Source organism: Gemmobacter sp. LW-1 (assembly GCF_001303875.1).
GTDB lineage: Bacteria > Pseudomonadota > Alphaproteobacteria > Rhodobacterales > Rhodobacteraceae > Gemmobacter > Gemmobacter caeni.
Genome location: NZ_LJSC01000045.1, coordinates 30,692 through 45,114 on the forward strand (window position 1 = coordinate 30,692; position 14,423 = coordinate 45,114).

Annotated in this window: 12 protein-coding genes; 2 read left to right on the forward strand and 10 right to left on the reverse strand. The window is 64.5% G+C overall.

The genetic code is table 11. The features are described from left to right. Nucleotides 1–5 precede the first annotated feature (5 nt). The 4 genes from AO684_RS12585 to AO684_RS12600 all read right to left on the reverse strand — a co-directional run bounded on the left by AO684_RS12585 (nucleotide 6) and on the right by AO684_RS12600 (nucleotide 4,853). On the reverse strand, nucleotides 6–1,937 hold the full coding sequence (locus AO684_RS12585; protein WP_054303099.1) for an ATP-binding protein: 1,932 nt from the start codon (nucleotides 1,935–1,937) through the stop codon (nucleotides 6–8). Nucleotides 1,938–1,939: 2 nt separating this feature from the next. Further along, the gene (locus tag AO684_RS12590) at nucleotides 1,940–3,070 is read right to left on the reverse strand and encodes a hypothetical protein (protein WP_369814593.1); all 1,131 of its coding nucleotides are present in this window, start codon (nucleotides 3,068–3,070) and stop codon (nucleotides 1,940–1,942) included. Further along, nucleotides 3,071–4,144, reverse strand: coding sequence for a hypothetical protein (locus AO684_RS12595; protein WP_054303100.1), 1,074 nt, complete (start codon nucleotides 4,142–4,144; stop codon nucleotides 3,071–3,073). 130 nt (nucleotides 4,145–4,274) lie between these two features. Next, nucleotides 4,275–4,853, reverse strand: coding sequence for a cyclase family protein (locus AO684_RS12600; protein WP_054303101.1), 579 nt, complete (start codon nucleotides 4,851–4,853; stop codon nucleotides 4,275–4,277). 36 nt (nucleotides 4,854–4,889) lie between these two features. Here AO684_RS12600 and AO684_RS12605 point away from each other — a divergent pair, with 36 nt between their 5' ends. Then, the gene (locus AO684_RS12605; protein WP_054303157.1) at nucleotides 4,890–6,185 is read left to right on the forward strand and encodes an acetylornithine deacetylase/succinyl-diaminopimelate desuccinylase family protein; all 1,296 of its coding nucleotides are present in this window, start codon (nucleotides 4,890–4,892) and stop codon (nucleotides 6,183–6,185) included. Nucleotides 6,186–6,224: 39 nt separating this feature from the next. Continuing rightward, nucleotides 6,225–7,181, forward strand: coding sequence for a hydroxymethylbilane synthase (hemC, locus tag AO684_RS12610; protein WP_054303158.1), 957 nt, complete (start codon nucleotides 6,225–6,227; stop codon nucleotides 7,179–7,181). Nucleotides 7,182–7,252: 71 nt separating this feature from the next. Here the strand turns inward: hemC and ccoS are convergent, their stop codons facing one another. From ccoS to AO684_RS12640, 6 genes are all read right to left on the reverse strand, one after another. Then, nucleotides 7,253–7,411, reverse strand: a complete 159-nt coding sequence (ccoS, locus tag AO684_RS12615; RefSeq protein WP_054303102.1) for a cbb3-type cytochrome oxidase assembly protein CcoS — start codon at nucleotides 7,409–7,411, stop codon at nucleotides 7,253–7,255. A 7-nt stretch (nucleotides 7,412–7,418) separates the two neighbouring features. Next, nucleotides 7,419–9,638: a heavy metal translocating P-type ATPase gene (locus AO684_RS12620; protein WP_054303103.1), complete on the reverse strand. Its 2,220-nt coding sequence runs from the start codon at nucleotides 9,636–9,638 to the stop codon at nucleotides 7,419–7,421. Nucleotides 9,639–9,641: 3 nt separating this feature from the next. Then, complete coding sequence (locus AO684_RS12625) at nucleotides 9,642–10,097, reverse strand: FixH family protein (RefSeq protein WP_054303104.1); 456 nt, start codon at nucleotides 10,095–10,097, stop codon at nucleotides 9,642–9,644. A 1-nt stretch (nucleotide 10,098) separates the two neighbouring features. Then, nucleotides 10,099–11,520, reverse strand: a complete 1,422-nt coding sequence (ccoG, locus tag AO684_RS12630) for a cytochrome c oxidase accessory protein CcoG (RefSeq protein ID WP_054303105.1) — start codon at nucleotides 11,518–11,520, stop codon at nucleotides 10,099–10,101. A 750-nt stretch (nucleotides 11,521–12,270) separates the two neighbouring features. Continuing rightward, nucleotides 12,271–13,128, reverse strand: coding sequence for a sigma-70 family RNA polymerase sigma factor (locus tag AO684_RS12635; RefSeq protein WP_054303159.1), 858 nt, complete (start codon nucleotides 13,126–13,128; stop codon nucleotides 12,271–12,273). Then, nucleotides 13,118–13,579, reverse strand: coding sequence for a carboxymuconolactone decarboxylase family protein (locus tag AO684_RS12640; RefSeq protein WP_229825801.1), 462 nt, complete (start codon nucleotides 13,577–13,579; stop codon nucleotides 13,118–13,120). The genes AO684_RS12635 and AO684_RS12640 overlap by 11 nt, the downstream gene beginning before the upstream one ends. Nucleotides 13,580–14,423 lie beyond the last annotated feature (844 nt).

Below are 14,423 nucleotides of genomic sequence, written 5' to 3' on the forward strand. Positions count from 1 at the left end.
AACGCTCATCCCCGCCCCTCCAGATAGCGCCGCTTCGCCTCTTCCTGCCGGCCGAAATCACGGACCATGGCGCTGATCGCAGCCTCGTCCGATTTGTCCGCATAGCGGAATTCCGAATCCGCGTAGCGGTTGATCTCCTGCACCACCATTTCCACCGTGATTGGCGTCATCAGGCTTCGGATCATCTCCATCTTCCGCTCATAAGGCTGAAACAGGAACAGGTCGGGGGTTTCCATCCAGTCGTCGGGCAGTTCGAAATCCATTGCCCGCACCTTCACCGCATCGGTGATGTTCTTGATCGCCCGCCCGGTGAAACGGTCGTCGGCCTGCTGGATCGCCTTGAGGTAGGTGCCGAGTTTGGCAATCGTGTCCAGCGGCCCGATGTCACCCGCGACCTTGTCGAACACCCGGATCAGGCCGTCCTCCTGCGGGCGGGCGTGTTTTTCGAAACTCGCCGCCACGGCGCGCTTGATTTCCTGCGCGGCGAACAGGTCATGCTCCCCCAGCGGAATCGCATGGTTCTTGCCCAGCAGCAGCGCGAGGATGTCGATGTAATCCTCGCGGCTTTGCGGGCCGTCCACCAGAAACCGCGCACCCGCGCGCTGGCGCAGCGCATCGTCGACGTTTTCGGGGTAGTTCGAGAACATGCCAAAGGTGCAGTTGCCGCGCACCACGGTATTGGCGCCGGCGAAGGCCTCCATGAACACCGCCGTCACCTCCTGCTGGCCCGCGCTCGACTGCCGGTCGCCGCGCTTGCCCGCGATCTGGTCGATGTCGTCGATGGTGCCGAAGGCAATCACCGCCGGGTCGATGACATTGGTGATGAAGGCCTTGGCGTTCTGCCCTGATTTGCCCTGATAGCTGTCGATCTGGTCTATCGAGAAGTTCTGATAGCGGAACGGGTAGCCCGCGACCTTGCAGTAATCGTTCAACAGCCCCGCCATCATCTGAATAAGCGTGGTCTTGCCGGTGCCCGGTTTGCCGTCGCCCATGAAGGTGAAGATGAAGCCGCCCAGTTCCGCGAAGGGGTTGAGCTTCCGGCTGAAATCATAGGCCATCAGCATCTTGGCCAGCCGCATCGCCTGATATTTGGCGATATGGTTGCCGACCACCTCGGTCGGTTTCCTGAACTGCATGGTCAGTGCCGTGCCCTTCGCGGCGCGGGCGGGGCTGAAGCCTGCAAGGGTCAGCCCGTCCGCCTCCACCCGCCAGCTTTGAGCGGCAAACAGTGCGGCAGGTGCCACGCCCTCGACGCGGGAGGCGACGCGGGTCATCAGCGCCTCGCAGAAGGCAGCGATGGTGGCGATCAGGCGTGGGTCATCCGTGCCATGGGTGGCGATGTCCTGATCCAGCTCCCACAGCGCACCTTGCAGCGCGAGCGGTGCGTTGTCGGTCAGGATCTCCTCGACCGTGCCCAGTTCCACCGTCACCTCGCCCAGCGCAGGCGCCAGCAGATAGGCCGTGGCATTGGCGAAGGCATGCAGCACCACCAGCGCCTCGGCAGCCAGCAGCGCGGTAAACTCGGCCCGGCGCGGTTCGGGCAGGCGGGCCTCAAGGTTGGCACGTTTCAACTCGGCCAGCGCGGAGCCTTGCGCAAAGGTTTCCCCCATGGCCAGCGCAATGGCGAGACCCCGCCGCAGCGCCGCAAGCGCCTGCGCCTCGGGCGGCGTCACCAGACCCTCGCCCAAAGCCTCGATCCGTTCGACCAGCCGCACGCCGCCGGGCCGGGCCACGGGCCGCGCCGCCATCCCCGGCACGGTCGACCGGAAACGCGGCCGCGCCCCGATGCCAGGGGAGCGTTCGGGTTCCGCCGCCGGGGCCGCCGTTGCAGTGGCGATGCGCGGTGCGTGGTCGAATCCGGTCAGCAGGCCCAGCGCCCCGTCGTAATGGGCACGGATGGTTTCTTCCTTCAGCTCCATCGTGTCGCGTGTGCTCATTTCTACCTCGCGGGAATGAGGCGCCCGCCGGCACCCACAACGAATTTACGGATATTGGCGAAACCGGGCGGGTTCAGCTCGGCCAGCGCCTGATATGGGCGTTCCGGCAGGATCATCATGCGTTCCAGCCGCGTGGCGCCGGTCTCACCGCCGTTCACCGGATCCAGCCGCCAGACCTGCCGTAGCGCGGTGGAAAACCAGCCGTCCTTCACCTCTTCCTCACGGTCCGAGAGCAGATCTTCGATGGTCCAGACCAACGCCCAATCCTCGCCCGTCGGGGCCATGGCATTGGCGAGCACCTCGGCGATGGGGCCGGATTGCAGGGTGAAGCTGTGCGAATACATCGGCCCCAGCGTGATCCGCCGCAGCCGCCGGGGGTAAAGATCGGCGAAGTCGCGGTCGAATCCCATGGCAATGGTCACGAGCTTCAGCCCCGCCAGAGATTGCGCCATCAGATGCGCCTGCGCCTGCGGCCAGCGGCGGTCATCGGTCGGAAAGGGGCGGCGTCCGGTATCCTCCACCTCCAGCAGATAGACGGCGGGCAGGTTGGTCTGTGTGTCGTAAACCGCCCAATGCACCAGAAAGCGCCGCCGGTCGCCCACATCGGCCACCCATTGCGCATCGGGGTCGTTGCGCGCCTGAAACAACCCGCCCGCCTTCAGCGCCTCGTAATAAAGCCGCTGCGACAACGCGAATTGCAACTGCGTCGGCACCGTCAGATCGCCGACGATCTGGCGCACCATCCGGTCTTTCAGCTCCGCCTCTGCCGCCATGCCCGCAAGGTGCTGTGCGGCGTGCTGAGCATCCACCGCCATCAGCATCAGTTCCTGCGCGATTGGAAAGCCGCTTTCATGCCGGTCGAAAGTCGGCGCACCGGGCAGCGCGCCTTCCAGCCGCCCGGTCATCAGATATTTGTGGCTGAGCGCGCGGAAGGTCGCCGCGAGCCGCTGCACATAGCCGCCGATCACCCGCGCCTCGAGCCGCCCCAGTCGCCCCTCGGCCTCCAGTTCCGCGGCGACCCGCCCCAGATGGCCGGTGATCGCGTCGAACTTGGCGAAATACCGCCGCGCCAGCAGGCTGTCAGACAGCGTGGCGTGATCGTCGGTCAGCGCCTCTTTCACCGTATCCGACACTTATTCGCCATACTGGTTCTTGTCGTGTTTCTCGACGATCTTGGCAAAGCGCCGCGCAAAGCGTTCGTCAGCCTTGGCCTTCGCCTCCAGCACTTGCCGCGCAAAGACCATATGGCCCTCGTGCGCCTCCAGCATGTCGGCCATGCGCTGATTTGTGGCGGTGCCGATGGCGGCCATGGCGGCCTGCGCCTCCTGGTCGGTCTTGACGCCGATCTCGTTGATCCGGTGCGCAACATCCTGCTGCTGCGCTGTTTTCAGCGAGGACGTCAGCGCGTCATACAGCACCACCCGCTGACGGGTGTCGGTTTGCAGCTTGTTGATCAGCACCATCTGCGTCGCCGCCTGGTTCTGCAAACTGTCGACCCAGGTCTTGCCCTTCTCGATATAGCGCTCAAGCGTCTGGCTTTTCGCCAGCTTCACCTGTTCATCCTGCACCAGCGCATTGTATTCGGCGTTCAGCGTCGCAAGATCGGTTTCCAGCTTGGTGCGCGCGGCGGCGTCCTGTTCAACCGCGATCTTGTTTTCCAGTTCGATGATCTGCGGGTCCATGGCGGCAACGCGGGTGCGAACGGCCTCCAGCTCGGCCACGGTGGTTTCACGCTCGTCCAGCGTGCTGACGAGGTTCGCCTCCACCTTGATTTTCTGGCCGTTCAGCAGGTCAAGCTGCCCTTGCAGCAGCTTCACGATCACATCGGATTTCGAGATCAGATCCTGCAACTTGCTGTCGATCGAGGCGGTGCGCAGGCGTTCCTGCCGCATCGCTTCGGATTTGGAGCCCGAGAAGAAGCCCACCACGCTTTCCATGGTGGTTTTCGACCGCAGTTCGTTGAAATCCTCGGTGAAACCCGCCGTCACATCGTCCAGCCCCATGATCAGCTCGGCGATATTGGCGTTCATCAGGTCGGTGTGTTTGTGCACATCCTCCAGCGTCGCATTCTCGATGTCGATGGAAGCGTCGCCCTGCGACAGGTTCTGACGCGCGGTTTCGATCCGGGTTGTGATGGCGGCAATCTTTTCCTGAGCCTCTGCGATCTGCTTCTGGCTTTCGGCGATCTGGGCATCAAACGTGGCCATCGGGCTCCTCCAAGTGAATCTCGTTTACATATGTGCGGGTCACAGGCACCTTACCAGAACCACGCGCGGAAAAATTGCGTCGCGGCCTGACACGCTTACCGCCCAAGCCTGCGCCAGCCGCACGAGAAAATCAACGCAGCTCATCACCACGCGCCAGAACGCGACAGGGCGATCCGCCGGTGCCGACCAGACGCAGGGGAAGCGCGATGATCTCGCCCCGGTCAGGCAACTGCGCCGCGGCCACCTCATCCAGATCCTCGACCAGATAGGCCCCGGCTCGGGCCAGCGACCGATGCAGGAACAAGGGTTCCTCCCCCGCCACCTGCAACCCGCCCGCCATGACCCAGACCGGAAAGCCCAGCGCCAGTGCCGCGTCGAACCCGGCCCGCGCAATCGGCCCCGCCGTCCCGTCAACGAACAGCAGCGTCGCGTCGCCCCGCTCCGGCTCCTGCCCCGGTCGCAGCGTGACATATCGCCCGACCAGCGCGGAAACCGGCAGCGCCTCCAGCGTGGCGCCGCCTTCAGCCATATGGGCAGGGGCGTCGATATGGGTGCCGCATTGCGTGCCGAGCGCGAGCCGCTGCACCGCATAGCCCTGCCCGGCGATGTCGCACCATGATTCAACGCTGAACGGTGGGTCGGAATAGCCCGGTTCCGCATAAACCGTCAGCGTTTCATCCATCGGGCGGGTAAGGTCGATCCAGTCCATTGCCGAACGCTAGGCCCCGTCCCTATGATCCGCAACATGGAACCTGATCTGCACCCCCGCCTCGCCGCCGAAATCGCCGCCCGTCGCGATGACCTGATCGCGCTGACGCAGGATCTGATCCGCATTCCCACGCTGAACCCGCCGGGTCGGCATTACCGCGAGATCTGCGATTACCTGTCCGACCGGCTGTCGGCGCGCGGCTTCGTCACCGCGCTGGTGCGGGCCGAGGGCGCGCCGGGCGACAGCGAGACATGGCCGCGCTGGAACATGGTGGCGCGGCGGGAAGGCAGCGCACCCGGCGACTGCGTGCATTTCAACAGCCATCACGATGTGGTGGAGGTCGGCCATGGCTGGACCCGCGAGCCCTTTGGCGGGGAGCTCGACGGGGACCGCATCTATGGCCGGGGCGCCTGCGACATGAAGGGCGGCCTTGCCGCCAGCATCATCGCGGCCGAAGCCTTCATCGCCACCTGCCCCGATTTCACCGGCGCCATCGAAATCAGCGCCACGGCAGACGAGGAATCCGGCGGCTATGGCGGTGTCGCCTACCTTGCCGGACAGGGCTGGTTCGATCCCGACCGCGTGCAACACGTCATCATCCCCGAACCCCTGCACAAGGACCGCATCTGTCTGGGCCATCGCGGCGTCTGGTGGGCCGAGGTGGAAACCAAGGGCCGCATCGCCCATGGCTCCATGCCCTTCCTCGGCGACAGCGCCATCCGCCACATGGGCGCGGTGCTGGAGGAGATCGAGCATCGCCTCTATCCCCACCTCTCCACCAAGCGCACCGCCATGCCGGTGGTGCCCGAGGGCGCCCGGCAATCGACACTGAACATCAATTCGATCCACGGCGGCGAGGCCGAGGCCGAACCCGGCTTCACCGGCCTGCCCGCGCCCTGCGTCGCCGACCGCTGCCGCATCGTGCTCGACCGCCGTTTCCTGATCGAGGAAGCCCTGCCCGAGGTGAAGGCTGAGATGACGAGCCTGCTCGACGGGTTGAAATCCAGTCGCCCCGGTTTCGATTACACCATCCGCGACCTGTTCGAGGTGCAGCCCACCATGACCGAACGCGCCGCCCCGGTGGTGCGGTCTACAGCCGCCGCCATCGAAAAAGTGCTGGGCCAAGGCGCCGATTTCGTCGTCTCGCCGGGCACCTATGACCAGAAGCATATTGACCGCATCGGAAGGCTGAAGAACTGCATCGCCTACGGGCCGGGCCTGCTGCATCTGGCGCATCAGCCTGACGAATGGGTCGGCGTGCAGGACATGCAGGACAGCGCCCTTGTCATGGCGCTGGTTCTGGCCGATCTGCTGGCCCCTGCGGCGCGCTGACCGTTGCAAGGCAGGCGCCGCAAGGCTATGCCGATGGGCATGACGCTCGCACTCCCCACCCCCGCCGAACCGCTGAAGATCGGCACCCGCGGCTCGCCGCTGGCGCTGGCTCAGGCCCATGAGACGCGCGACCGACTGATGGCCGCCTTCGGTCTGCCCGAAGACGCCTTCCGCATCGTGGTCATTAAGACCACAGGCGACGACTCGGTGCTGATCGCCGCTGACCGCCCGCTGAAGGAGATCGGCAACAAGGGCCTCTTCACCAAGGAAATCGAAGAGGCACTCTTGTCCGGGGGCATCGACATCGCGGTCCATTCGATGAAGGACATGCCGGTGGCGCAGCCCGGGGGGCTGATCCTTGATTGCTACCTCCCGCGGGAGGATGTGCGCGATGCCTTCGTCTCCGCCACCGCCACCGGCATCGCCGACCTGCCGCAGGGTGCCCGAGTCGGCTCCTCCAGCCTGCGCCGCCGCGCACAGTTGAAAGCGCGCCGCCCGGATCTGGAGGTGGTGGAGTTTCGCGGCAACGTCCAGACCCGGATGAAGAAGCTGGCCGATGGCGTGGCCTCGGCCACGTTCCTTGCCATGGCCGGGCTGAACCGGCTGGGCATGGCGCATGTCGCCCGCTCCGCCATCGAGCCCGAAGACATGCTGCCCGCCGTCGCGCAGGGCGCCATCGGTGTGGAGCGACGCCTGAACGATCCGCGCACCGAGGCGATGCTCGCCGCGCTGCACCACGCGCCCACTGGCCTGCGCCTTGCTGCCGAGCGTGCCTATCTGGCGGCGCTGGATGGGTCTTGCGAAACCCCCATCGCCGGGCTTGCGCTGCTGGACGGCAGCGACCTCTGGTTGCGCGGCGAGATTCTGCGCCCCGACGGTTCCGAAACCATCACCGGCGACATTCGCGGCCCCGCCAGCGATGGCACTGCGCTTGGCCGCCAACTGGCTGCCGACCTGCTGGCGCAAGCCCCGAAAGACTTCTTTGCCTGGCGCTGAGCCTTACCTTGGCAAAATATCCTCGGGGGGTGCCCCGCAGGGGCAAGGGGGCAGACAACCCCCCTTCGACATCACTGCTTGGGGCGGTCGTCGTATTCCTTGGTCAGAATGCGGTTCGCATCGCCCTGCGGATCGTCAAACTGCCCCTTCTTCAGCGCCCAGAAGAAGGCCACCAGCCCGACCCCGCCCATGAACAGCGAGATCGGAATCAGAAACGTCAGGATACCCATTCCAGCCTCATTTCAGCCGCAGCGCGTTCAGCGTCACGGATATGGATGACAGCGACATCGCCAGCGCCGCCGCCAGCGGCGTGGCCAGCCCCACCAGTGCCAGCGGCACAGCCACCACGTTGTAAAGCGCGGAAATACTGAAATTCTCGCGGATGCGCCGGGTCGATTGCCGCGCGATCCGGGTCGCATCGGCAATCGGTGCCATATCCTGCCCCAGCAGCACGATGTCCGAGGCAGTACGCGCCGCATCCAGCGCAGTCGCGGGCGAGATCGACACATCTGCCGCCGTCAGCGCGGCAGTATCGTTCAGCCCGTCCCCGACCATCAGCACCTTGTGCCCCGCAGCAGTCAGCGCCGCGACCTCTGCCGCCTTTTCGGCAGGCAGCGCGCCTGCCGTCCAGTGACGGATGCCCAGACGCCCGGCAAGATCGGCCACCGCCCCTTCGGCATCACCGGAGATCAGCCGGATGTCCTTGCCCTGCGCCTGCAAGGCGGCCACCGCCTCGGCGGCACCCGGCCGCAGCCGGTCGGCAAAGGTGAAGGCGCGCGGGCTGCCTTCGCCGGTGCAAAGATAAGTCGCGGTCACCGGCAGGGCCTCGGCCGCGCACCAGCCGGCGCGGCCCAACCGCACCCGGCGGCCACGCCATTGCCCCTCGACGCCATAGCCCGGCACCTCGCGCAAATCGGATACCTGCGCCGGATGCAGCCCTGCCGCGCGCCCCGCCTGCGCCAGCGATTGCGCCAGCGGATGCGCCGAAGCCCCGGCCAGCGCCATCGCCACCTCGGCCGCCTGACGCGGATGATCGCCCAGATTGGTCAACTCCGGCACGCCCAGCGTCAGCGTCCCGGTCTTGTCGAAGACAACAGTATCCACCTCGGCCAGACGCTCCAGCGCGGTGCCGTCTTTGATCAGCAGGCCCTTGCGGAACAGCTTGCCCGAAGCCGCCGTCACCACCGCAGGCACCGCCAGCCCCAGCGCACAGGGGCAAGTGATGATCAGCACGGCAGCAGAGATATTAACCGCATAGCGCAGGTCGCCGCCGGTTTTCCACATCCAGAACCCGAAGGCGGAAAAGCTGAGCAGATGGACCAGCGGCGAATAGGCGCGCGCCGCGCGTTCGGCAAGGCTGGTGTAGCGGGTCTTGGCCGCCTCGGCCACCGCGACCAGATCGGCCATGCGATGCAGGCTGGAATCCTTGCCCGCCGCCGTGACGCGCAGGGTCAGCGGACCTGTCAGGTTGACCTCGCCCGCACTGACCACGGTATCAGGCCCGGCCCAGACCGGCAGACTTTCCCCGGTCAGCAGCGAGCGGTCCAGCTCCGACGTGCCCTCGACGATCACCCCGTCCACCGGCATCCGGCCACCGGGGCGCACCCGCACCAGTTCACCCACCGCAATCTCGGAAATGGCGACCGCCACTTCCTCGCCCTCGCGCACTACGGTGGCACGGGGCACTTCCAGCGCCGCAAGCTCCTCTGCCGCCGACCGCGCCACTGCGCGGGTGCGGTGATCAAGATAGCGCCCGGCGAGCAGGAAGAACGCCAGCATCACCGCCGCATCGAAATAAGCGTGATGCCCGGACTTCATCGTCTCGAAGACCGAAATCGCCGAAGCGAGGATCAGCGCGAGGCTGATCGGAACATCCATTCCCAGTCGCCCGACACGCAGTGAGGCCCAGGCGGATTTGAAAAACGGCTGACCGGCAAAGACCACTGTCGGCAGGGCAATAGCCCCGGAAATCCAGTGGAACATGTCGCGCGTCGCATCTTCGGCGCCTGACCACACGGCAACCGACAGAAGCATGACGTTCATCATGGAAAAGCCGGCAACACCCAGCCGCATCAGCAGATCGCGGCCCTGCTTGTCGGTCTCGGTCGCGCTCAGCAGGCCCGCGTCCAGTTCATGTGCCTCGTAGCCTGCGCCTTTCAGCGCGGCGATCAGGGGGGCGGCCTCAAGTGCGGGATCGGCATCGACGGACACCCGCTTCAGCGTCAGGTTCATCCGGGCCGAGCGGACGCCGGGCACATCCGCCAGCGCCTGTTCCACGGTCGAGATACAGGCCGCGCAATGAGCCATCGGCACCGAGAGCATCAGCCGCGCATCCTGCGGACCCGCCATCTGCGCCAGACGTTCCGCCGAAGGTGCAGCCACGCAGGCCGGACAGGCAGAAGGCGCCCCAAGGCCGGTGTCTTCCGGCCCCCGATCAATCCGTTGCGCCAGCGTCATGGCCTACCCCCGGACGAACAGATCAAGCCGTTGCCGGAACAGCGTGCCATCCTCGGCATGCGCCTCGACGTGCAGCATCCACTTGCCCGGCGCCAGATCGACGGCCGCCTTGTATACCCCGGCCTCGCGCACGAATGTCGGGGTCTGGTCGTCAGCCGCGGTCGTGGTGCGGCCGATCAGAACGTTCAGGTCGCGCACCGGCACCAACTGTCCCGAGGCATCGGTAAAGGTCAGATGCAGACCCTCGCCGTTGCGATATTCGGGCACCAGCATCCAGCCCAGCGCCTCCTGCGCCTTGCGGTCGCTGTCGAAGCTTTGCGAGGCGACATAAGAGTTCTGCACCTCCAGCCCCGGAAAGGTGCTGATCGCCTTGTAGGCCATCAGAACATTGACCGCGATGATGATGGCGAAGGCCCCGACGGTCACCACCATCACCTGACGCCCTGTGATTTCTGCCATCTCAGTTATCCTTCCCGTGGAACACGGTGTCATGGTGAACCCGCGTATCGCCGCCATCGGCGTCGTTGATCCAGAGCCGTACTTCGGTGCGTTCCTGCTGCGCCGCCTCGCTGCCCGGCCGGGCCTCAAGATACATGCGGACAGAGAGGGTGTCATTGGCAGGGACGCTCACCGTATCGCCATCCGTTCCCTCGATCCGAACGCGCAGATCGGCCTCCGACGTCACGCTGATCGCATAGTCGTGCGCCGCCCCCAGCTTGTTGCGCAGCCGCAGGTCATAGGCATTGCGAATCGTACCATCCGAGAGCGTGACATACAGCGGATTGCGGATCGGCGAGACGTTCACATCGATATCCGAGCGCATGAACAGCGCGACCAGCAGGGCCACACCCACACCCGCCCAAAGCGTCGTGTAAAGGATCGTGCGCGGGCGGAAGACGTGTTTCCACACCGATTTCGGCGGCTGACCCGCCCGCTCGCGGGTCTCGTCGGTCAGCGCCAGATACCCGATCAGATCGCGCGGCTTGCCGATCTTGTCCATGATCTCGTTGCAGGCATCAATGCAGAGACCACAGGTGATGCAGGCCAGTTGCTGTCCGTTGCGAATGTCGATTCCCATCGGGCAGACGTTGACGCAGGCCTTGCAGTCAATGCAGTCGCCGTTGCCCGCCACCCCCGGCTTGCCGCGCGGCTCACCCCGCCATTCGCGATACCCGATGGTAAGCGTGTCCTCGTCCATCATCGCGGCCTGGATGCGCGGCCAGGGGCAGGCATAGATGCAGACCTGTTCGCGGAAGAAACCGCCGAAGGCAAAGGTCGTCGCCGTCAGGATGAACAGCGTCGTATAGGCGATCGGATGCGCGTTGCCAGTCACCAGGTCGCGGGCCAGCGTCGGCGCATCGGTGAAATAGAAGATCCATGCCCCGCCCGTCGCCAGACCGATCAGCAGCCACAGCGTCCATTTCACCAGGCGCTTGCGGATTTTCTCGGCATCCCATTTCTGACGAAACAGCCGCAGCCGGGCGTTGCGGTCCCCCTCGACCCAGCGTTCGACAAGGATCATCAGATCGGTCCAGACCGTCTGCGGGCAGGCATAGCCGCACCAGACCCGCCCTGCGGCCGAGGTGAACAGGAACAAGCCCAGCCCCGCCATGATCAGCAGGCCCGCGACGAAATAGAATTCATGCGGCCAGATCTCGATCATGAAGAAGAAGAAGCGTCGGCCAGCCATATCCAGCAGGATCGCCTGATCCGGCAGTTCCGGTCCGCGATCCCAGCGAATCCAAGGCGCGAGGTAATAGGCCCCCAGCATCAGGGCCATGAGCCACCACTTCAGCGTGCGGAAATTGCCCTTGATCCGCTTTGGAAAGATGGGCTCGCGGGCTGCGTAAAGGCTGTGCGGCTCGGTATCGGGGCTGGTCACGGACGGAACTCCGGTTGGCTGTGTTGCGGCTGGTATCGGACGACAGACCCGTTGCCGCCTTGACCTGCATCAAACTCGCATCCGCAATGCAGCTAAACCATGCGTCATATCGCGCTATGGGGCAACCTGCCCGAGGTCGCTCAAGGGTTTGCAGTGCTCCCGCGCTTCCGGCTGGCGCGGAGCGCCGCCTTCCAGCGCCTCGGTTTTACCTCTCTCGACCATGGCATCGCCGTCGCAGGTCGCCAGAGGGCCGGCCCGTCGCCGCACGGCCTGAACGTCACGGGACCGGCAGCATCGCCCCACGACAACCGGATGTCCGTCCGGTCACGGCCAGCGGAGTTGGGTGTAACGGATGATAGCTGACACGCAATTTTGCAGTCTTTTACTCGAAAGTTGCAGCAAGAGTGTTCGGAGATATCCCGGGGGCGGTCCCCAAGGCCGCGAGCGCGACTACCCCTTGTCGTCCATCTGACCTGCCAAATTTGCTGTACCGCGCACTAAGGTCCGCTTTCGGGAACGCGGCGAGGCAGCATCAGGCTTAGTGAATGACCGTCTAGGGCCGGGCCCCGCCCTTCGTGGCCAGTGGCCCGCGAAACTGCAGGTAGGTGCCTCGCAGCATGTTGCTCGGAGCCCTTTGCGGACCGTCAGAGCATGACTCATTTTAGTTTCGCTCTTCCGATGTCTCCTGTCATTCGATTGTTGCTGACAGCCGCATTTTCATGCCCGTGATCCGATATGCGTCGATCACAATCAATGCGGCAGCACCCCGGTCAGCTTGTCCGGGTTACGGGTGATGTAGATCCGGTTGATACGGCCGTCCGTGATGTCCAGCGCCGTGGTTTGCAGAGAGCCGGCAATGCGGGAGATGAAGCCCGGCAATCCGTCAATCGTGGTTGTGCTCAGCAGTTCCATTTCCGCACCGAATTTGCGCGACAGGGCCGCGAACATGCGGGTGATCGCGGCCTCGCCCCGGATCACGTTCAGAACTGCATTCACCTTGCCACCACCATCGGCATGCAGCGTGGCGCCTTCGGCCAGCATGGTGCCAAGTGCTGCCGCATCGCCGGTCTTGCAGGCGTCAAAGAAGGCCCGGGCCAAGGCCGTCCCGGTGTCGCGCGGCACGGTATAGCGTGGGCGGTCGATCTGCACATGCGCCCGCGCCCGGGCCGCCAGCTGCCGCGTGGCGGCGGGGGCACGGTCAATGGTACGGGCCACCTCATCCAGCGGTTGACCGAAAACATCGTGCAACAGGAAGGCCGCACGCTCCAGCGGCGACAAGCGCTCCAGCGCCACCATCAGCGACAGTGTCAGGTTGTCAGGGCGCAGCGCATCGTCGGGTTCTTCGATCAGCGGCTCGGGCAGCCAGGTGCCGGGATAGGTCTCGCGCCGCGCGCGGGCCGATTTCATCTGGTCGAGGCAAAGGCGCGACACGACCCGCGTCAGCCAGGCCGCCGGTTCTGCGACCTGACCATGATCGCCATTCTGCCAGCGCAGCCAGGCCTCCTGCACCATGTCCTCGGCCTCGGCATGGCTGCCCAGCATCCGGTAGGCCAGACGCAGCAGCCGAGGCCGCTGCGCCTGAAAGATATCAACGGGATCAGGCCGCATGGGGGCGTTCGGCGGGCAGATCCAGCCCATGCGCCACGCTAAAGGCAATTTGGGTCCGGTTCCACAGGTTGATGCCGCTGATGGCAAAGGTCAGGAAGGCCAGCTCATCCGCATTGAATACCGCCGAGACCGCCTCCCAATCTGCATCCGTGGGATGCGCCGCGGCAACTGTGGTCAGCTTTTCCGTCCAGGCCAGCGCCGCCCGTTCGCGCGGCGTGAACAGCGTGCTGTCGCGCCAGCCTGCCACCATATGCAGCCGCAGATGGCTTTCGCCATCTTTCAGCGCGTCGGAGACATGCATCTGGATGCAGAAGGCGCAGCCGTTGATCTGGCTGGCGCGCAGTTTGACCAGATGCAGAAGCACATGGTCCAGCGGGCCCTTGCGCAGCTCGGTCTCGAAGGTGACAAGGCCGTTGAAGGCGCTGCCAATGCGTTTGAAATGGTCGGTCATGCGAGGTGTCATCGTCTATCTCCAGGTTGATCTGACACCGAGAAGACGAGACGGCCTAGGCTTTTGTGACATGGCACAGGCAATATTATTGCACAGGGTTCAGGCCGGACAGCCGGCCCACCTCTGGCTTGCTGTAGCGATTAACGGCAGCAAAGTCCTGCGTAGCCGCCATTATGGCCTAAGCTTTGCTGCGACGCCAGTCGAACGGGAGCTTTCGGGAACGCACTGATACTACACTCTGACACGTCGACCGGCAGCTCTGGGGCCGTTCCTGCCAAGCGATATGCGTTAACGCTTCACTTTGATCGGCCCCGAACCTACAGCCTCTGTCGCACGCTGCAAGGGAGCAGGAAGTCAAAATCTGTTCCATGTTCAGCGGCCTTTCACAGCAGCGCTGTCAAAGGAAATATGTATAAATTTCATTATCATACCCAAACATGGAACAGCAGAAGCAAACTTGGCACCTGATTTCCATGTTCGGAACTGTCGCCCGATGGCGGTCTCTCGGCGCATATCCCCGATTCCGCCTTGTTTTCTTGGGCTTTCGGCCTTCTGGCACATAACGCCCGCCACGCCTTCAATTGGCCTTCAACGCCCCTTGAAGGGCCTTTTCACGACTTACTGCATGACAGCGCGCCGCAGCGTTGAAACCGGCCTGCGATCACTGCAACCCCCTGTTTTTCTTGACTTGCCCGAGGTCTTCCGGGGTCAGTTGGGATCTTCCGGGTTCATTGTAGGTCATAGCTGACACGCAAATTTGCAGTGTTTTACTTAGAACGTTGCAGCATGCCGGTTGCTGCTGAAGTGGCGTTTAAGGGGTCTTGAATACCCCGATCATACCCCA